The organism is Microbulbifer aggregans (genome assembly GCF_001750105.1).
Lineage (GTDB): Bacteria > Pseudomonadota > Gammaproteobacteria > Pseudomonadales > Cellvibrionaceae > Microbulbifer > Microbulbifer aggregans.
This window is the reverse complement of record NZ_CP014143.1, coordinates 1,967,674-1,988,578: the sequence shown is the minus strand read 5'-3', so window position 1 is coordinate 1,988,578 and position 20,905 is coordinate 1,967,674. Positions and strand designations below refer to the sequence as shown.

Genomic DNA, 20,905 nt, shown 5'->3' with positions numbered 1-20,905 from the left:
CCCGCTCCTAGTGTGTGAACTCTTCTTCGAGGGCTTCTTCGAATTCATCTGGTTCTTCGTGATCCTCGTGCACGTTGTACTTACGGTCGAGCTTGTTCATCTTGACCACATACACCACGATCAACGCCAGGAACACATAGATTGAGCCCTGCTGGGCAAACCAGAAGCCGAGTTTGAATCCACCGATGCGAATGGCATTCAGCTCTTCCACAAACAGGATGCCCGCACCGAAGGACACCGCAAACCAGATACTGAGCAGGGTCAGCATCATGCGGAGATTTTCTTTCCAGTAATCGTCCGCGTGCTTTTCACTTTCAAAGCTCATCGCTTATCTCCCATATGACTTGATTATTGTTTTTCCCTCAGAAGGCATATTTGACGGAAAACTGCAGGCGCTGCAAGTCGCCCTCGTCATCCGCCAGCAATCCGCTGACGTTTTCCACCTGCTTGGTGGCCAGGATGTACTCACCGCCCAGGGTGAGTTTCGGTACCGGCGAATAGAGCAGGTTCAGGTGTGCGCTACGGTATTCCGCGGCGGTGGTATCGGCGACCGTATCCGGGTTATCGGCAGAGGTCATGGACAGCACCACGTTGGTCCGCCAGGCCTGACTCCACGGATGGCGCCAGGCGATAAAGCCGCCGGACTGGTCGATCAGGTCGATATCGCCATCCACATCGATAATGCCGGCGCGGTAGCCGTTGAGCCCCATGTAACGACCCAGCGCATTGCCGTAGCTGTACATAAAGCGGATATCGTCTGTGCCCAGCTGCAACTTGCCCGACAGGCTGATGGCGTAACCGCGCGTGGATTCGCGCAGATCCCCTTCCTCGTAGGCCAGCTCCCGGCTCATGGAGGCAACGGAATAGCTCAGTCCGCCGATGCTGTTGTTGTAGCGCAGGATCAGGTCAGGGCTGCTGTTGTCGTCGTAGGGATTCTCGCTGCCGTTATACAGTGTGCTGGCGGGGTTCTCCGCTGCCAGCTGCAGGCTGCCGGACCCGACTTTCTGGGTGAAGCGTAGTTGTGGCTGGCGCTCGAAGATAGTGCCCACCGGACCGACGAAATCCAGCCCCTCTGGCAACGCGCCCACATTGAAAAAGGTGGACCAGCTCTGGCCGGCCAGCAGGCTGCGATTGGCATCTATCTGCCAGTCGACGTAGGCGTGGCGCAGGCGCTGCGCATAGGAGTTGCTGATACGCTCATCGCCCTGGCCACTGGCCATGGCATCGATCTCGAGATGCGTGTTCACCTGACCAGAACCAACCGCGGTACTGGTCTTGACGAACAGCCGGGTCGACTTGGCGTGGGCGTGGTACTTGGCCTCGCCGCTCTCACCGCCGACCGGAATGGTGGAGGGCACCAGGAAATCTTCGCCGATGCCGGCAGTGGCCGAGGCGCCATCAGAGTAATCACTGAGGTTACTGTCCAGTTTGACGTAGCCGCCGATCTGCAGCTTGGTGCCCTCGGCTGGCGCCTGCTCGGGCTCCGGGTCTGGCAGCGAGGCCATACGCTGCTCTGCCCGCTCGGCCTGTACGGCCAGTTTGCTGATCTGGGCCTGCAGTTCCTCGATGCGCAGCTGCAGCTCTTCCGGTGTGGGCTCATCGGCTGCGGCGTCCTGCGCACTGGCAAAGCCCAGGCAGGCCGATGAAATGATCAGACCCGCCGAGAGGCGAGCCACGAATTTTCCGATTGGTTTACTCATACCGCTCTCCCTCATCGCTGGCTGGTTGATTGGTGCAGTAGCGATATAAGCGCGTTTCCAAAAAAGCGGGTATTAACCATTGGTCTAAACCCAGGGGGTATTTCGACTAATGTCTAAATCCAGGAGAGAAATTTCAGCCAATAGCAGCAAGTTTCGACTTATGTCTAATACGCGCTTTCGCGGGCGCGCTGCATGATGGAACCACACAAAAAAATCGATGCCGGGACACCGGCCATGGAAGAATCAGCGAGGTCCGCCAACGTGAAAGACGCATCCGTTTATCCTGTGCCGAAGCACTATGCCGAGCAGTCGCTGCTCAACGAAGAGCAGTATCTGGAGATGTACCGGCGCTCCATCGAGGACAATGAGGATTTCTGGCGGGAACAGGGGCAACGCCTCGACTGGATCAAGCCGTTCACGAAAGTGAAGGATACGTCGTTCGAGAAGGACGACCTGCATATCCGCTGGTACGAAGACGGCACCCTCAACGTATCCGCCAACTGCCTGGACCGCCACCTGGCCGAGCATGCCGACACCACTGCCATCCTGTGGGTCGGTGATGAGCCGGGCCAGAGCCGCGAGATCAGCTACCGCGAGCTGCACCGGGAAGTGTGCCAGTTCGCTAACGGCTTGAAGTCCCTGGGGGTAAAGAAGGGGGATGTAGTCACCATCTACCTGCCGATGATTCCCCAGGCCGCAGTCGCCATGCTGGCCTGTGCGCGCATCGGGGCAATGCACTCGGTAGTCTTCGCCGGCTTCTCCCCCGAGGCACTGGCCGGGCGCATGGATGACGGCCACTCCCGCATCGTGATTACCGCCAACGCCGGCAAGCGCGGTGGCCGCTCCGTGGTTCTGAAGGAAAATGTGGACCGGGCCATCGAACTCTGCCGGGAGACAACCGTCGAGAAGGCGGTGGTGGTGAACTACACCGATGACCGGGTAAACATGGTCGCGGGTCGCGATGTGGATTACGCAACTCTGGTGTCTGAGCAGAGTGAAGATTGCCCTCCTGAAGAGATGGGGGCGGAGGACCCGCTGTTTATCCTCTACACGTCCGGCTCCACCGGCAAACCCAAGGGTGTACTGCACACCAGCGGCGGCTACCTGACTTACGCCAGCCTCACTCACGAGTATGTTTTTGATTACCGCCGCGGGGAGCGTTTCTGGTGTGCCGCGGACATCGGCTGGGTCACAGGTCACAGCTACATCATCTACGGCCCGCTGGCCAACGGCGCCACCACGGTGATGTACGAGGGCGTGCCCAACTATCCCGATGTGACGCGTGTCGCCAGTATTATCGACGAACACCAGATCGATGTGCTCTACATCGCACCCACCGCCATCCGCGCCCTGATGGCCGAAGGGGACAAACCCACTGCGGGTGCGGATCTCTCCTCCCTGCGCTTGCTGGGCACCGTGGGAGAGCCGATCAACCCCGAGGCCTGGCGCTGGTACCACGATCACTTCGGCCGCGGCCAGTGCCCCATTGTGGATACCTGGTGGCAGACGGAAACCGGGGCCGCGCTGCTGACACCACTGCCCGGCGCCACTGCCCTGAAACCCGGCTCCGCAACCCGCCCATTCTTCGGCATTCGCCCGGCACTGGTGGATAACGAGGGCCATCTTCTGGAGGGCGCCAGCGAAGGCAACCTGGTACTGCTGGACAGCTGGCCGGGACAGATGCGCACCGTATTCGGCGACCATCAGCGCTTTATCGATACCTATTTCAGCACTTTCCAGGGGATGTACTTCACCGGCGACGGTGCCCGCCGCGATGAGGACGGTTACTACTGGATTACCGGGCGCGTGGACGATGTACTGAATGTTTCCGGTCACCGCATGGGGACCGCCGAGCTGGAGAGTGCACTGGTGGCGCATCCGGCCGTGGCCGAGGCGGCGGTGGTGGGCTACCCCCACGACATCAAGGGCCAGGGAATCTACATCTACGTCACCCTGAACAGCGACCAGCAACCCAGCGAGGCAATGCAGCGCATCCTGCGGGACTGGCTGCGCAGCGAAATCGGCCCCATCGCCACGCCCGATGTCATTCAATGGGCGCCGGGACTGCCGAAGACCCGCTCCGGCAAGATCATGCGCCGTATCCTGCGCAAAATCGCCGCCGACGAAGTGGATCAGCTGGGCGACATCTCCACCCTGGCAGACCCTGGCGTGGTGGCCGAACTGATCGCCCGGCACGAGGCCCTGGCGGAGAGCGCCTGATTCGACGACTGACTCTACCGAGTCGCACCTTGCACCGGCCCCGCCCCTGGCGGTGGCCGGTTTTTTACCCAATAGCGGTCAATCGGCGTACACTAACAACAATAAAAAAATAGAGCCCCACAGGGGCATCTTGATGATGAGGGAGCCATGGCCAATCCAACCGGTCCCGGCGCCGGCCGCAAGTTCATCGTGGCCGACGACCATCCGCTATTTCGCGGAGCCCTTTGCCAGTCCATTCGTACCACCTTCCCCGACGCCCGGATCGTCGAGGCAAAGGATATGGACAGCCTTCAACGCTGCGCGGCCGAACACGGTGATAGCGATCTGCTACTGCTCGACCTGCACATGCCCGGCGCTCACGGCTTCAGCGGACTGATTTTCCTCAGTGGCCAGTATCCGCAGCTGCCGGTGATGGTGGTCTCGGCCAACGAGAAACCCGAGGTCATGTGCCGGGCAGTGGACTACGGAGCCTGTGGATTCCTGCCCAAGTCAGCGCCAGTCGAGACTATTGCCGAGGCCCTGCATGCCGCACTGGCAGGAGATCTCTGGTTACCGGCAGAAGTAGCCCGGCAATGTGCTGGGGAAAGCGCTGCACAGGACGACATTGCCGATGTGGTAGCGTCGCTGACCCCGCAGCAATTTCGCGTGGCCACCATGCTGGCCGAGGGCCTGCTGAACAAGCAGATTGCCTACGAGATGAATGTCACCGAGGCGACGGTGAAGGCCCACCTCACGGCTCTGTTCCGCAAACTGGGGGTCAACTCACGCACCCAGGCGGTGCTGGCCATCAGCAGCCTGGACGTGGAACCGCCGGGGCAGTTCACACCTCCACCGAAGCAGCCCGCCCCCGCCTGACCGTTTTCGCCAACCTTCTGACCAGGTTGCGCAGCGCCGCGGGTTTTACCGGCTTTGGCAGGTAGAAAAGTCCGGTATCGCGTGCACCGTCGCGCACCGCCTCCGAGGTATCTGCACTGATCAGAATCCCCGGCACTTCTGCCTGCCAGTCGGCACAGAGTGCCTCCACAGCCTCAACACCGGTTGCCCCACCATCCAGGTGATAGTCGGCAATCACTAACTGTGGCGGGCCACCCTGCCATGTGACTCGCGCTTCAGGCAGGGAGCGGGCAATCGTCACCCGGCATCCCCAACCCTCGAGGAGACTCTGCATGCCGCGTACGATGGCCGGCTCGTTGTCGATACACAGCACCTCAATGCCATCCAGCTCATCGCTCATTGCAGGTAAGTCATTACGCAGCTGCCCCGGGGCCCGACTCTCTGGCACCCCTGCCGGCAGCAGAATCGAAAAACAGGTGCCCCGCCCCGGCACAGACTGAAGGTGTACAGGATGGCCGAGCAGATCGGCGCTGCGCCGCGCGATGGCGAGCCCCAGGCCGAGGCCCTTTTCACTGGCGTTTTCCGCCGATGCCAGGCGCACGAATTCATCGAAGATCTGTGCCTGGGCTTCTGGCGCGATTCCCGGACCGGTATCCAGAACCTGCACTTCGAGCCCCTCGGGCCGGCGGCGCACGCCGATCAACACCCGGCCGCGCTGGGTGTACTGCAGCGCATTGCTGAGGAAATTCTGCAAAATCCGCCGCAACAGGTGGCGGTCACTGTAGACCCAGGCACTGCTGCGGGGGTGATGGAGCTGCAAGCCACGCGCAGCAGCGATGGCCTGCATTTCCGTAGCCAGGCCATCCAGCAGGTCGCTCAGCGGGAAATGCTCGCGCTTGGGAGTCAGCTTGCCGGAGTCCAGCCGGCTGATCTCCCGCAACGCGCCGATCAGGTGCTCGGCGGACTCCAGCGCACTGTCGATATGGCCGATATCCGACAGGGTCTCGGGCCACTGTTCCCGCGCGGCCTTCTGCTGTGCCGAGGCAATAAACAGTCGCGCCGCATTGATCGGCTGTAACAGATCGTGACTGGTGTGGGCGAGAAAGCGGGACTTGGCCGCGTGCAGGGACTGTAGCTCCGCTGTGCGCTGCTCGACCCGCTGCTCCAGAGTTCGCTGGTTTTCTTCGAGGGCATCCACCGCCGCGCGATAGTCGCTGATGTCGGTGAAGGTGGTAACAAATCCACCACCGGGCATGGGCGTGCCCCGCACCTCGACGATGATGCCGTTCGGCAAGCGGCGCTCGAAACGGTGGGCGCTGCCATGGCGCAGCAGTTCCAGCCGCCGCTGCACCTGGGCATCGAGGTCTCCGTTCTGGTCGCCGTAAAGGCCGCGCTCGGCGTTGTGGCGGTAGAGGCGCTCAATGGGGCAGCCGATGTATAAAAGCCGTGCCGGGTAATCGAACAGTTCCCGGTACTGCTGGTTCCAGGCCACCAGCCGCAGGTCCGCATCCACCACCGAGATGCCTTGGCTGATGGTCTCCACGGTGGTTTGCAGCAGCTCCTGACTGAAGCGCAGCTTCTGCGAAGTGCCGTCCACCAGCCGGGCGATATCCTCCAGCTTGAACGGCTTGTTGCGGCGCAGCAACTCCACCACCTGCTGGGCGGTACCGGAACCGACGATCCCGGCCAGGATGGCCTCCGCCTCCCAGACAACAAACCGGGGGGCGCGATCGTCGGGTAGCAGCCGCTGGCCGGAACGCAATTCAAACCCCTGCCAGATTTCATCGAGGCGATCCGAGCCGATGAATGGTTGCATCAGGCTATGCAGCTGCCCCACCTGTACGCTGGTGGGGGTCAGCTCGGCACCGGCATCCCGCTGGCGCTGCCCCTCATCGACAAATGCATTGGCCTGGCGGCGGTCGCGGCCATCCTGCCGGCTCAACCGGGAAACCGCGACGAAAAGGAATACGTTGGCGAGCAGGCTCCAGAATACGCCGTGACTCAGCGAATCGAGACCAGACAGGCCAAACAATGCCTGTGGACGCAGCCAGGAGATCCCCCCCGGCCCCTGCTCGATCAGGGCGTGCCCCGGAAAGACCGCCGGTAACACCAGGCAGAAAAACCAAAATGTATAACCGGCGGCGAGTCCTGCCCAGACGCCGTGGCGGTGGGCTTCGCGCCAGTAGAGCCCGCCGATCATGGCCGGCGCCAGCTGCGCGGCAGCGGCAAAGGATAACAGGCCGATCGGCGCCAGGGTTTCCAGCCCCGTGAGCGCACGATGCATCCCCCACCCCAGCAGCATAAGCAGGAGGATGCTAATCCCACGAATCTGGCGCAGGTAGCTACCGAAAGAGACCGCCGAAAGTCGTGTGAAGCGGCTCAGGTACAGCCACACCGGCGCCACCAGCTCATTGGAAATCATCACCGCCAGGGTTACCGCGGCCACGATCACCATGCCGGTCGCGGCGGAAAAGCCGCCCAGGTAGGCCAGCGCGGTAAGCGCGCTGCTGTCGGCCGCCATCGGCAGTGACAGTACCAGGCTGTCTGGTGCGAACTGGCCGCTGGCAGCCAGCGGCTGGCCGGCCATGGCAATCGGCAGGATCAGCACTGAAAACAGCAGCAGGTAGAGGGGCAACATCCAGCGGGCGGTCTGCAGATCCCTTGGCCCCTGGTATTCCACCACCGCCATATGGAACTGGCGCGGCAGGCAGAGGATGGCCACGGCGGCCAGGAAGGTCTGGGTGAGGAAGTTTGCATCCAGGGTGAGCGGATCCCAGCGCCTGGCCAGGGGTTCGCCGCTGCCCAGCGCCTCGCTGAACAGCAGCCAGCAGGCGAGAACTGCCACCGCGGCAAAGGCAAACAGCTTGACCAGGGACTCCAGCGCAATGGCACTGACAACACCGCGGTTGCGCTCGCGCCCCTCGAGGTGCCGGGTGCCGAACAGGATCGCGAACAGCCCCATCAAGAGCGCCGTTGCCAGTGCCGTATCCAGGTTCCAGAACGCTGTGCCACTATCGCTCGGCCCCACCGCAACCCAGGCCATGGTCACCGCGCGCAATTGCAGGGCGATATAGGGCAGCGTGCCGACAATGGCGAGCACCGTGACCAGGGCGGACAACCCCCGGCTCTTGCCGTAGCGGGAGCCGATGAAATCGGCAATGGAGGTGACTTTCTGCCGCTCACCCACAGAGACGAGTTTGCGCAGCAGGCTGCCACCGATAAGGAACAGCAGAATGGGGCCGAGGTAGATGGGCAGGTAACTCCAGGTGCTGGCCACCGCCTGTCCCACGCCGCCAAAGAAGGTCCAGGAACTGCAGTAAACCGCCAGCGCCAGCGCGTAAACCAATGGCCGGTAACGCTGGCTCCAGGCCCCACGGCGCTCCGCCCACCAGGCCACAGTAAACAGCAGCGCCACGTAAACGAGGGCAAAGAACAGCAAAAAGGGCTTGCCTATCATTGTTTCACTCCGGCACTGCTTATTATTCCACCGAAGATACCTGAAGCGCCCCGCGCCTGGCTATTAGCGGATGGTCGCAAACGTCGACACCTGTTGCCTTGCCGGTCACTGGGACGCCGTTGACAAGCCAACCCGCTGAACTACTTTCTCCTTAACCCCCAGAACCCAGTGCCACCTGTTGAACGAGACCAGCCCCATGATCATCGCCACCGATATGCCGGAAGTTGCCAAGTGTGTCATCAGCCAATGTGCCTACAACGCCGACGAATCCTGTCACGCACGTGCCATTACCATCGGTGATGGCCCCGACCCCGATTGTGACACCTACTTCGACAGCTCAAAGCACACCGAGAGCGATCGCACGGCGGGCGTTGGCGCCTGCAAGATGGGGGACTGCGCACACAATGACGATTTCGAGTGCACGGCGGACGCCATCCAGGTCGGGCAAAACGGCAACGCGGTCAACTGCCTGACCTATTCTGCTGCCCATTGATTCATTCCCCAGGCTCCAGGCAAAAAAAAGCGCCCGTTACGGGCGCTGACTTTTGGTCCTTATTATTTTCTCCTCCTCCATGAGCCTCATCCCTGAGAACTCATCCCTGAAGGTTTCCTGGTCCGGGCCTCCTGATTTCCCTGCCCGAGCGCTTCCTTCCTTCGCTTACCTAAGAGATGCGGTTGGAAAACCGGTTTTAAAGAGCGGCTTTAGTTCGATATCGACATAAACGGTAGCGATGTATAGCTTGCAGTAATGTGGCATCTGACGCCGTGTCGCCACGCTGAACCGGTCTCACTGGACTAGGCTTGAAGAAGTAGAAAAATCCGTGAGGCCCGAGATGATCATCGCCACCGATATGCCGGAAGTCGCCAAGTGCGCCATTTCCCAGTGTGCTTACAACACCGACAGTAGCTGTCACGCCCGCGCTATTACCATTGGCGATGGGGATAACCCCGGCTGTGACACCTATTTCCGCAACAAGAAACACACCCGTAGCAACCGCTCCGCGGGTGTCGGCGCCTGCAAGGTCTCTGCCTGTAATCACAATGAAGACTTCGAGTGCTGTGCCGACAGCATTGATGTCGGTGAGCAAGGTGGCGAAGTGAAGTGCATGACCTGCAGCTGCCACTAGCTCTCCTTCTGACTGTCCCGCTGGAAATACAAAGGGCCGGGGAGATTTTCACCGGCCCTTCGCATTACTGATCTGTTTTCAGACCGTCTGCAATAATATCCACCGCAATATTTCCACTGACATCAGGCACTCCCACCTATATCCGGCTGAGTCGGCTTGAATGCTCCCCCCGCCTCAGTTGCTGTTGTCTTATCGGATACCAGCGACTCCCACACGATGGGACTCCCGTCCGGGTTGCTTTCTATCCACGGCCGGTAGCGCAGCTCCAGCAGCTTGCGCTTGATTTTCATGGTCGGCGTCAGCAGTTCATTCTGCGGCGTCCACTCATCGGTGGTGATGTAGATTGCTCTGATACGTTCATGTGCCTGGAGCGTACTGTTGGCACGCTCGAGAGATTTCTGCAGTTGTTCGCTTACGGCTGTCTTATCCATGCCCTGGGCCAATTCAGACAGTGTGGCCAGCATCACGGGCTGACTCATGCCGTGGCCCAGTACACAAACCTGCCCCAGCAATGCCTCGCTACCAAACAGGCCCTCCAGTTTCGGCGGCTGTACAAACCTGCCCTTGCTGGTCTTGAAGGTATCCGCAATGCGACCGGTAACGTGCAGCAGACCCTCGTCATCGATAAAGCCGGAGTCACCGGTGCGGTAAAAACCATCCTGCAACACTTCCGCAGTCTTTTCCGGCTCCCGGTAATATCCCTTCATCAGGGCGCGACTCTTGAAAAGGATTTCCCCCTCATCGGAGATCTTTACCTCGCAATCCCAGAAGGGCTTGCCCACTGTCCCCGGCACCGGCGTGTCCCCCATATGGGTGATGCAACCGTAAATGAAGTTTTCAGTCATGCCGTAGCCATCGGTCACCATCATCCCCAGCTGGTGATACCAGCGGAGCAGGTCCGTAGAAATGGGGGACGCACCAGTAACCAGCATCCGCGCCTGATCCAACCCCAGGCCGCGCTGAACCTTCCGCTGTAGCCATGTCCGTAAACCGGGGACTTTCAGCAGGAACTGCTGCAGTGCAGGCGGCAGCTTTGCATCGATACCCTCCTTGAACTTGCCCCACAGGCGTGGAACCGAAAAGAACATGGTCGGTCGAGCCCGTTTGAGGTCTTCGAGAAAGGTATCCAGTGATTCGGGGAAGTGAACCGGTGTGCCCGAATAGAGACTGTGGAACTCAATCACGATCCGCTCAGCTGCATGTGCCAGTGGCAGATAGGAGAAGAAGCGATCGCGTTCATCGTAACCAAAGCCGCGCACCATATTGGGCACAGCAAAACCGATCGCGGACCAGGTGTGCATAACACCTTTTGGATGGCCGGTGGTACCGGAGGTATACATGATGGTGAAGACCTCGTCCTCACCGTAGAGCGGGCTGTCAGCATAAGGGCGGTGACTTTCCAGCAGTTCATCCATGGTGCTGTCGCACTCGATCTCGCAGCGCTGGATGGCTACTGTCGGCAGCTGGCGGGCGACCTCGCTCAGGGCACTGTTGTCATCACTGGCACCACAGAACAGGATCTTGCTGTCTGAGTGCTCGATCACATAACGCATGGAGCTGGCCGACTGCCCGGGGTAGAGCGGAACGCTCACCATGCCCGCGAGCATGATACCGATATCCACGATGATCCAGTCGGCACAGTTCTTGGCATGAATCGCGATACGGTCGCCAGGCTCGAACCGCTCGCGCAGGAAACTGGCGATACGGCGTGCGCGATCCATCACCTCGCTCCAGGTGTACTCCCGCCATTCGCGGTTCCACATCTGGCGCAAGTACACTTCACCGCCCTGCTCCCGCTCCCGCCGGTAAAGGATTTCCAGCGGCTGTTTGCCAGCCAAAAGCTGGTATTTCTGCTCTGGAGTCATGACGTGTTGCCTCGCGCTCGACTGATGTTGTGGGTATCGATTCGCCGCGGAACTGCTGCAGGCCTCTGAACAGATTACTCTGCGAGTGAATATGCAGACCAGTTACAAAGCCTCTTTTGGCGCGATATCCACCCACTCTCGCCTGGCCGTTGTGACCAACTTTGCGTACAGCGTCACCAGACTGAAGTGCATTCAGCGCAGCCACAAAAAAGCCCGGCAAAGCCGGGCTCTTTATCACACCTTGTCGCAGTAACGCTTATTCAGGCAGGGAATCAAAGCCCATGTTGAACAGCGTGAAGCTGAAGATGTCCGCATACTGCTCGATGCTCTTGGAAACCGGCGTGCCCGCACCGTGACCGGCCTTGGTCTCGATACGGATCAAGGTCGGCGCCGGACCCGCCTGCTTGTCCTGCAGATGTGCAGCGAATTTAAACGAGTGGGCCGGTACAACCCGGTCGTCGTGATCAGCCGTCGTCACCAGGGTCGCCGGGTACTGCACATCCGCTTTCACGTTATGCACCGGCGAGTACCCCTTGAGGTATTCAAACATCTCCTTGTTGTCTTCGGCGGTACCGTAGTCGTACGCCCAGCCGGCACCGGCGGTAAAGGTGTGGTAGCGCAGCATATCCATCACACCTACCGCCGGCAGGGCCACCTTGAACAGGTCAGGCCGCTGTGTCATCACCGCGCCTACCAGCAGGCCGCCATTGGAACCACCGCGGATTGCCAGGAAATCACTGGAGGTGTACTTGTTCTCAATCAGGTACTCGGCAGCGGTGATAAAGTCATCGAACACATTCTGCTTTTGCAGTTTGGTGCCGGCTTTGTGCCACTCCTTGCCATATTCACCACCCCCACGCAGGTTCGGCACCGCGTAGACGCCACCGAGCTCCAGCCAGGCCGCATTGGCGATGCTGAATGAAGGGGTCAGGCTGACATTAAAGCCACCATAGCCGTAGAGAATGGTCGGATTCTTACCATTCAATTCCAGGCCTTTCTTGTAGGTGATCATCATCGGGACGCGGGTGCCGTCGCGGGAGGTGTAAAACACCTGCTTGGACTCATAACGATCCGTATCGAAATCCGCACCGGACTCGCGGTAGATAGAGGATTCAGCATCCTTCACGTCGAAGGCGAAGATGGTGGAAGGCGTCTTGTAATTGGTGAACGAGTAGTACAGAACCTCGTCTTCCTTCTTGCCGCTGAGGGAAGAGGCACTGCCCGGTCCCGGCAGGGCAATTTCCCGAACGCGATTACCTTCATAGTCGTACTGATAGATCTTCGAAAGAGCGTCCACCATATACTCGGCAAAGAAGTAACCTCCACCGGTGGAAGCCGTCAGCACGTTTTCCGTTTCCGGAATAAAGTCCACCCAGTTCTCCGGGGCGGGGTTGGCGGCGTCAACTGTAACCACTTTCTTGTTCGGAGCATCGCGGTTGGTTACCAGGTAAAGCTTGGTATCCACATTGTCGATCACATAGGTATCGGACTCGAAGTCCTCGAGTACCGGGACCAACGGTGCGTTTTCCTGGGAAAGATCGCGGATAAACAGGTCGTTACCGGAAGTGGAATTGGCTCCGGAAATCACCAGGTAACGATCGTCTTCAGTGACATAACCCTGCACATAGCGACGCTTCTCGTCCGCAGAGCCGCCGAATACCAGCTTGTCTTCGGACTGCGGCTGGCCCAGCTCGTGGTAGTACAGCTTGTGCTGGTCAGTCTTAGCGGAGAGCTCGCTGCCCTCGGGCTTATCGTAACTGGAGTAGTAGAAGCCCTCATTGCCCTTCCAGGAAATACCCGAGAACTTCACATCGACCAGCGGTTCTTCCAGAACCTGCTTTGTCTCTGCGTCGATGACAATGATCTTGCGCCAGTCGCTACCACCTTCTGAGATGGAGTAGGCCGCGATGGAACCGTCCTTGGAAAAACGCAGGGAAGCGAGGGAGGTAGTACCATCCTCACTGAATTTGTTCGGATCGAGGAATACTTCGGCGTCACCGTCGCCCTTCTTGCGCCAGACCACAGACTGATCCTGCAGGCCGTCATTGCGGTAGAAGTAAGTGTACTCGCCCTCGGTGAACGGGCTGCTCACCTTTTCATAATTCCACAGCGATTCCAGACGCTGCTTGAGCTTGTCACGATAGGGAATGGACTCCAGATAGCCAAAAGTGACTTCATTCTGGGCCTTCACCCAGGATCCGGTCTCCTCACTGCGATCGTCTTCCAGCCAGCGGTACGGATCGGCCACTTCCGTGCCGAAGTAGTTATCCACAACCGCATCCTTGCGGGTATCCGGGTAGCTGATGCTGGCAGCAGGCGTGGCTGCCGTTTCCTCAGCATCGGTACTCGGGGACTCTCCTGAGCAGGCAGCCAGTATGCCCACTACAGCGAGGGAGGTAAGCTTTCTCATGACTCAATCTCTTCGTGTTCTTATCAAATCTCTCGGCAGAATTTCTCTGCAGCGCCGCAGCCACGGGGGCTCGGACCGCTAGAAGCAAACCCTGTCTACACACAAAGATCAAGCACAGCTCCCAGGCCCACAAGCCCCAGAACATTTCCATGCAAAAGCGAGCACCGCAGGACAATCAACCAGAAAACATCCGCCTGACGGGTAAATCGACTATCAAAAAATAACCACTGGTCGTATGGCTTCATTGTCATTCCCGCACCGGGAATCACCGCTGGCGCGCAAATCAACACCATCAGGGAGCGGCGATCACTCCCCCATCCCTATCACCCCGATTCCGAACCATCCCACCGTATTCATGCAGCGAACACAAACCGGGCAGAGCCGGACTTGTTAATTTGAGTCAGCTTGCCCTTCGGGCATGCGAACTCAATCTGAGGGAAAACAACATGTATAAGAATAAGAGTTATCGGGGACTCACCCTCCCCGCAGCGATGTTGATGGCCTCGACCGCCTTCGGCCAGCAGTGCCAGAGCCCGAGCCCGGTCTGGGAAGACAATTTTGATGGAACCGCGCTGGACACCAGCAAATGGGAGCCGATGATCGGCGACGGATGCAGCTATGGCATTTGCGGCTGGGGTAACAGTGAGCTCCAGTATTACCAGGCCGAGAACGCCACGGTCGCCAATGGCTTGCTGACCATTACGGCCAGGAAAGAGCGTGTGCGTGGCAGCGCCTACACTTCTGCACGCCTTCGCACTGCCAATATGCCCAACGGTGGTGAGTGGACCAATGGCCGATTCGAGGCGCGGATCAAACTGCCCGACGGCAATGGCATGTGGCCGGCGTTCTGGATGCTGCCCACTGACCCTGCCGAGGGCTGGCCCATCAGTGGTGAGATCGACATCATGGAATCCACCGGGCAGGCCGACGAGTATGTTTCCGGCACCATCCACTATGGCGAGCCCTACCCGAACAACTCCTTCACCGGCAACCGTTTGCTGAGCCAGCCAGAGCCCTGGTCTGCGGACTTCCATGTCTATGCGGTGGAATGGGAGCCCAATGAGATGCGCTGGTATGTGGACGACCAGCTGTACGCCACACTGACGCCCGACGACATTACCGATGCCTCCTACTGGACCTTTGAAAACTACCAGTACCACTTCCTGCTGAACGTGGCCGTCGGCGGCACCCTCGGTGGCGTTGTGGACGACTCGATGCTGCCACAAACCATGCAGGTGGATTATGTGCGCGTCTACGACCACGGCCAGCCAAGCCTTGTCGGTGACCGGATCGTGGAGAACGGCGAAGCCACCACCTATTCTGTCGCCGGCGCAATTGGCAGTAACGCCAACTACAGCTGGAGTGTTCCGGCTGACGCGACGCTGGTCTCGGGAGCAGGCAGCGATACCGTGACCGTACAGTGGGGCAGCACCGGCGGCGACCTGACCGTCAGCGTCACTGACAGCTGCGGCAGTCGCGATCTGGCCTTGCCGGTCCATGTCGGGCCCAAGCTGGTACAGGAAACGGTGCTTGACGACTTCGATGGAAACCGCGAACTGGCCTACACCGTGTTTGATGGCACTTTCATACAGGATGCCGCCAATCCTGCCCCGGATACCACCAATGGTTCCAGCACTGCGGCCATGTACACCCGCAACGCCTCAGCACAGTATGACGTGATCATCGCCGATACCGCTGCTGTTCCGGATGCTGCGCCGCTTCTCAGCGGGGACAAAGCGTTCTATATGGATGTGTTCACCACTGCGGCACCCGGAACGCAAATTCTGGTACAGCTGGAGGACAGCTCCAGTGCAACCGCCAGTAACTACCCCACTGGCCGGCACTCCAAGTATGCGGCTTACGTCGGTGAGGAAAGCGGCTGGCAACGACTGAAGTTTGAACTCGATGACCGCATCGACGGCGGCACGCCCGATAATGCGGTGGACAGCCTGGTGATCCTGTTCGATCCCAACACCCTCAATGGCGATACCTACTATTGGGACAACTTCAGTATCTACGGCCTCGAAGGCAGCACTGGCAATCAGGCACCGACGGCCAGCGCCAGCCACAGCTGCACCGGCCTCAGCTGTGACTTTGATGGCAGCGCCAGCGCTGACAGTGATGGCTCCATCAGCAGCTATGCCTGGGACTTTGGTGACGGCAGTAACGGTACCGGCGCAAATGCGAGCCACACCTACGCAGCTTCCGGCACTTACAGCGTCTCCCTGACGGTGACCGACAACGAAGGAGCAACCGACCAGGCCACCTTCGAGGTGAGCGTCAATGACGGCGCTGCGGCCACCACGATGTATGTTTCCAGCGTAGTGACCGGTACCCAGTCCGCCGGCAAAGGGCAGAAGTACGCAACCGCCACTGTCACTATCCTCGATGACCTGGGGCGCGGCGTGAGTGGAGTCACGGTTACCGGCAACTTCAGCGGCAGCATCACGGAGAGCGGCGCTTCGGCCATGACGGATGCCAATGGCATTGCGACGGTGGTCAGTTCCGCTTCTGCCGGAGGCAATGTCTCAGTCGGGTTCTGCGTTTCCGACCTGAGTGGTGGCAACCTGAGCCATGATACGGCGACCAGCACCGGACTGTGCCAATAACATTCAGAGCAGGGAACTCTGACATAGAAGGCGGGCCTGAAGGCCCGCCTTTTTCGTTCTACACGTTTTTTATTGCCGCCTACTGATCCCACCCGAGGGCTCTGCGCAATACAGTCGGCACCGTGGGAATCAGTAGCCAGCCCGGCGTTCTTACCGTGGCACTAGTGGAGCCTTCGGTCTCGTTGCTTAAGGAAAAGGAAAAGGAAAAGGAAAAATTTTGAAATATCGGTAAGGAGGAGCAGCCATTCGCTCATGGCCGCTCCCTCACAGGAAAAATTATTGAACAAACACCTTGCCGCCTTTCATCACGAAGTCCACGTCGAGCAACTCCTCTACATCCGCCAGCGGTGAGCCATCGGTCGCGATGATGTCAGCCTGCTTGCCAACCTCCAGGGTACCGATGGTATCGCTCATGCCAAGCAGGTCCGCGGCGTTGACTGTGGCAGACTTGAGGATAGCCATGGAGTCCATGCCCGCCTCGTGCATCAGCACCGCCTCGCGGGCATTTTCACCGTGTTTGGATACACCGCTGTCGGTGCCAAAAGCAATGTTCACGCCGGCATCCACAGCCTTGGCAAAATTGCCTTTCATATCGCTGCCGACACGAATAGCCTTTTCTTTCTGGGCTTCACTGAGAATCTCGGTGTTCTTCGCCATCTGCACCACGGTATCGCCGGCGAGTAGAGTCGGTACAAGGTAGGCGCCGGAGCGCTTGAACAGTTTGTGCGAGGATGGACCGGCGTAGGAACCGTGCTCGATGCTGTCGACCCCTGCTTCCAGTGCGGCAATAATGCCCGCCTCCTGATGCGCGTGGCTCGCGACCTTGCGGCCCATCCGCTTTGCCGACTGCACCACCTCTTTCAGCTCGTCCATTTCCATTTGCTGGCCGGTACCAGTAGCGCGGTCGGTGAGGACACCGCCGGTGGAGGTAATCTTGATCAGGTCGGCGCCGTACTTGATGGCGTGGCGGGTGGCCCGACGGCAGTCGTAGGGACCATCACAGACAGTCTTGTTTTCCTGGTCGTGGAAGGCCATCAGTTCTGGACTTACACCACTGATGTCGGCGTGGCCTCCGGTGATGCCAACGCCACCTGCGGCGACGATACGCGGGCCATCGATCCAGCCGTTATTGATGGCGTCACGCATGGCATACATTTCCTGCGGGCTGGAACCCACATCGCGCACGGTGGTGAATCCTGCTCTCAGGGTACGCATGGCATACATCAGTGACCGCATCTGCATCAGCGGCTTGGACATTTTCAGGGCATCGGAGTCGTTGCCCGGCCCCAGTTCACCCTGCAGGTGCACGTGCATATCCATCAGGCCCGGCATCACGAAACTGTCCTTCAGGTCGATAACGCTGGCCGTGCCTTCCTCTACATAGCCTTCCCGTACATCGGTAATGACGCCGTCCTCGATAAAGATGCTGCGCTCGGGCAATGGTTTCTCACCCGGGACTGCCAATAGCTGGCCGGCGTGGATGATGGTGGTCTTGGCAAAGGCGCCGGAGGAAAGGAATGCGGTGATGGTGGCCGCCACTGCGGTGGCCGCGAGTATCGACTTCTTCATGCTGAGGTCCCGTTGTTATTGTGGGAACCAAGCTACTGTAAAAGCGCAGGAGGGGCAATTGAGACGTCAGCGACGCCCTTCCCGCCCCACACCGCGATTGGTGCTGGACACCTCAGGCTTCCGGCGGTTGCCAACCCGGATTGCGGACAAAACCGTCTCCGCGGGACGCGCAGCCCTTGCCGGTTTCCGGGTCACGCGTGCACTGGTAGACCCGCACGTAGTCCACTTCCATCTGCTGCGGGAAAGCAGTTTCGTCGATGCCGGTATCGTTCACCTTGCCGGCCCAGTTGCCACCCACTGCCAGGTTTAGCAGCAGGTGGAAGCGCCGGTCAAAGGGCGCATGTGGATCATCCGGTTCGGCGGTGGAGTACCAGCCTTCACTGGTCTGGGTGGCGTAGTGCTCGCCGTCCACATACCAGCGGATCTCACCCTGCTCCCACTCCAGCGCGTACTGGTGGAAGTCATCAGCGGGATTGGCTCCATCCGGCAGGCGGTAAGGTTCACCGCTGTAGACGTTTTCCGGTGCGGGGCCGCCGTAGTGGAGGGTACCGTGGACACGATCCTCACCGCCCACATGCAGGTTCACCGCCTCCATGATGTCAATCTCGCCGGAGCTGGCCCACTTGCCGTACTCCCAGTCGGTGGGCAGCATCCAGATGGCTGGCCAGGTGCCCTGACCGCGGGGCAATTTGGCGCGGATCTCAAAGCGACCATATTGCCAGTCGCCCTTGCCTGCGCTGCGCAGGCGTCCGGAGGTATAGCTGCCGCTACCACTGGTATCGCTGGCATCGTAATCAGGATGATCATCCATGACGGATGGCCCCACGGCATCCTTTTGGATGGCTTTCAGGTGCAGGTGCCCATCGGCGACCCAGACATTGTCCGGGTCATCCACGTAGCACTGCGCCTCGTCATTACCGCCGCCCCAGCAATTACGCTCATAGCCCCATTTGCCGGTATCGAGTTGCTCTCCATCGAACTCATCGCTCCACACCAGGCAGTAACCGGACTCGAGCGGGGAAGCGAGACAATACCCGTCGACGCTCGCCGAACTTTCACCGCCTTCACCGCCGCCGCTGCAGGCAGCAAGGGAAGCCGCCAGAACGACGGCAACCGGGCCTCCATGCGTCGGTAGTTTCACTGCTGTTCCCCTGCGGAAGCCTCTTTTGGGTATGTCAGGCCAAACCCGTAGGGAAACAGCGGATCGTAGCCTTCATCACCTACGTTGATCGGGATTTGCTTGAGATCTCTGGGCCAGGTAACCGGCAGCTTGCCGGTGGGGGCGTAATCACCGAACAGTACGTCGGCCACACCGTTGCCTTCCGAGCCGGGCAGCCACGCGGCCACCAGCGCTTCCCACTGCGGCAACTGGTCGGCGATCAGCAGCGGGCGGCCGGAGACCAGCACGACCACCGTGGGCACGCCGCTCGCTTCCATCTTATCCAGCAACGCCAGCTGTTCATCGCTGAGTGTCATCGGCTTACACAGCTCGCACGGCGCTTCCCGGTAGTCGCCCATGCCCTCGGCATAGGGCTCTTCGCCCACCACTACGATGGCCACATCATGGCCCTCGACACCCTCGCCTTCGGCACTGAAGGTGACCGGGCCACCAGCGACTTCTTTGATCCCCTCCAGAATTGTGGTGCCCTCAGTAATAGCGCCGGCCTTGCCCTGCCACTCGATGGTCCAACCACCGGATTGCAGACCGATATCATTCGCATGGGTGCCAGCAACGAAAACCTTTTGTCCCTTCGTCAATGGCAGCAGTGCATCTTCATTTTTCAGCACGACCTGGGACTCACGCACGGCCTGGCGCGCGAGCGCACGGTGGTCCTCATGACCCAGTAACTTGTCAGCCTCGGGACCGTTGGCGAGCGGCGGCAGCGGGTTTTCAAACAGGCCTGCCTCCAGCTTGGTCTTAAGGATGCGGCTTACGGCATCGTCGATACGCTCCATCGGGATCTCGCCCGCCTCTACGGCCGCGGTCAGGTCGGTGATGAACTGCTGCCACTTCTCCGGCTCCATCACCATATCCACGCCTGCGTTGACAGCGCGCACGACCCGCTCGCGATTGGTATCTGCGGGAATTTCTTTCAACGCCTCCCAATCGGAGATGGTGAAGCCGTCAAAGCCCATCTCACCCTTGAGGACCTCTGTGATCAGCTCCTTGTGCTCATGCATCTTGGTGCCGTTGACGCTGCTGTAGGAGATCATCACGGACCCCACGCCGGCATCGAGGGCAGGCTTGTAGGGAGCGATATGCAGCTCCTGTAGTTCCGCCATCGAGAGCTGGGTATCACCACGGTCAATCACGTAGTTCTCATCGCCAGTACCGTAAGCGGTGCCGCCGTCACCAACCCAGTGCTTGGCAGTGGCAACGATCTTGCTGTCCTCAAGAGTATTGCCATCCATGGGGCCGCCCTGCAGGCCGTACACCAGCGGCGCAGCGAATTCGGCAACCAACTCTGGATCTTCACTAAAGCATTCGTAGGAGCGGCCCCAGCGCTCGTCGCGGGTCACACACAAGGTGGGAGCGAAGGTCCAGGAAACGCCAGTCGCAGCCACTTCGCGAGCGGTAGCGTTGCCAATTTTTTGTGCCAGCTGCGGGTTTCGCGTCGCCCCCAGGCCGATGTTGTGAGGGAAGATGGTCGCACCGACCACATTGCTGTGCCCGTGTACCGCGTCGGTGCCGTAGATAATTGGAATACCCAGACGGGTGGAAGTGGCGGCATCCTGATAACCACGGATCATCTGCACCCAGTCCTCACGCGTGTTATTGCCCGGGAAGGAACCACCACCGTTGAGAATGGAGCCGAGGTGGAATGTCTTTACGTCCTCCGGAGTCGCGTGGCGACGTTCTGCCTGAGTCATCTGCCCGACTTTTTCAGCGAGAGTCATCTTGCTCACCAGCTCTTGGACCCTACTGTCGATATCCTTGCGCTCCGCCTGCTGATCAAGAGTGCTGCCTGACGCCTCTTGCGCAGTTTGCTCCCCAGTTTTTTCACCCTGACCGTCGCCAGAGCAGCCTGTCAGTATCAGCGCCAGAGTCAGGGCGCTGACCCCGCCAAGGTTGCGAATTGACTCACGCATTTGCATTTCCTCTCTTCCGCTATG

The 20,905-nt window shown here is 59.8% G+C and carries 13 protein-coding genes; 5 read left to right on the top strand and 8 right to left on the bottom strand.

All coding sequences use genetic code 11. The annotated features are described in order from the left end of the window. Positions 1-7: 7 nt before the first annotated feature. Both AUP74_RS08590 and AUP74_RS08585 read right to left on the bottom strand, forming a co-directional pair. Complete coding sequence (locus AUP74_RS08590) at positions 8-325, bottom strand: DUF4212 domain-containing protein (protein ID WP_069947214.1); 318 nt, start codon at positions 323-325, stop codon at positions 8-10. A gap of 37 nt (positions 326-362) precedes the next feature. Beyond that, on the bottom strand, positions 363-1,700 hold the full coding sequence (locus AUP74_RS08585; protein ID WP_226999739.1) for a DcaP family trimeric outer membrane transporter: 1,338 nt from the start codon (positions 1,698-1,700) through the stop codon (positions 363-365). 234 nt (positions 1,701-1,934) lie between these two features. Here AUP74_RS08585 and acs point away from each other — a divergent pair, with 234 nt between their 5' ends. Both acs and AUP74_RS08575 read left to right on the top strand, forming a co-directional pair. After that, positions 1,935-3,920, top strand: coding sequence for an acetate--CoA ligase (acs, locus tag AUP74_RS08580; RefSeq protein ID WP_069948780.1), 1,986 nt, complete (start codon positions 1,935-1,937; stop codon positions 3,918-3,920). Positions 3,921-4,067: 147 nt separating this feature from the next. Next, entirely contained in the window at positions 4,068-4,775 is a 708-nt protein-coding gene (locus tag AUP74_RS08575) for a LuxR C-terminal-related transcriptional regulator (protein ID WP_069947213.1), read from the top strand. Here the strand turns inward: AUP74_RS08575 and AUP74_RS08570 are convergent. Then, on the bottom strand, positions 4,741-8,211 hold the full coding sequence (locus AUP74_RS08570) for a PAS-domain containing protein (protein ID WP_069947212.1): 3,471 nt from the start codon (positions 8,209-8,211) through the stop codon (positions 4,741-4,743). The two genes, AUP74_RS08575 and AUP74_RS08570, sit on opposite strands and share 35 nt — an antisense overlap. Positions 8,212-8,389: 178 nt before the next feature. On the opposite strand from AUP74_RS08570, the gene AUP74_RS08565 reads away from it, so the two are divergent. Continuing rightward, entirely contained in the window at positions 8,390-8,704 is a 315-nt protein-coding gene (locus tag AUP74_RS08565) for a DUF1540 domain-containing protein (protein ID WP_226999738.1), read from the top strand. A gap of 328 nt (positions 8,705-9,032) precedes the next feature. After that, the gene (locus AUP74_RS08560) at positions 9,033-9,338 is read left to right on the top strand and encodes a DUF1540 domain-containing protein (RefSeq protein WP_226999737.1); all 306 of its coding nucleotides are present in this window, start codon (positions 9,033-9,035) and stop codon (positions 9,336-9,338) included. Positions 9,339-9,460: 122 nt separating this feature from the next. On the opposite strand, the gene AUP74_RS08555 is transcribed toward AUP74_RS08560, so the two are convergent. Next, entirely contained in the window at positions 9,461-11,203 is a 1,743-nt protein-coding gene (locus AUP74_RS08555; RefSeq protein ID WP_069947210.1) for an AMP-binding protein, read from the bottom strand. Between the two features lie 256 nt (positions 11,204-11,459). Beyond that, entirely contained in the window at positions 11,460-13,613 is a 2,154-nt protein-coding gene (locus AUP74_RS08550; protein ID WP_069947209.1) for a prolyl oligopeptidase family serine peptidase, read from the bottom strand. 446 nt (positions 13,614-14,059) lie between these two features. Here AUP74_RS08550 and AUP74_RS08545 point away from each other — a divergent pair, with 446 nt between their 5' ends. Then, positions 14,060-16,222 carry a PKD domain-containing protein gene (locus AUP74_RS08545; protein WP_083260880.1) on the top strand — a complete coding sequence of 721 codons (2,163 nt, stop codon included), beginning with the start codon at positions 14,060-14,062 and terminating at the stop codon, positions 16,220-16,222. 276 nt (positions 16,223-16,498) lie between these two features. Here AUP74_RS08545 and AUP74_RS08540 read toward each other — a convergent pair whose 3' ends face one another. The 3 genes from AUP74_RS08540 to AUP74_RS08530 all read right to left on the bottom strand — a co-directional run bounded on the left by AUP74_RS08540 (position 16,499) and on the right by AUP74_RS08530 (position 20,881). Next, positions 16,499-17,791: a metal-dependent hydrolase family protein gene (locus AUP74_RS08540; protein WP_069947207.1), complete on the bottom strand. Its 1,293-nt coding sequence runs from the start codon at positions 17,789-17,791 to the stop codon at positions 16,499-16,501. 112 nt (positions 17,792-17,903) lie between these two features. Further along, the gene (locus AUP74_RS08535) at positions 17,904-18,932 is read right to left on the bottom strand and encodes a glycoside hydrolase family 16 protein (protein WP_069947206.1); all 1,029 of its coding nucleotides are present in this window, start codon (positions 18,930-18,932) and stop codon (positions 17,904-17,906) included. Continuing rightward, on the bottom strand, positions 18,929-20,881 hold the full coding sequence (locus AUP74_RS08530; protein ID WP_226999736.1) for a glycoside hydrolase family 3 protein: 1,953 nt from the start codon (positions 20,879-20,881) through the stop codon (positions 18,929-18,931). The genes AUP74_RS08535 and AUP74_RS08530 overlap by 4 nt, the downstream gene beginning before the upstream one ends. Positions 20,882-20,905: the final 24 nt, after the last annotated feature.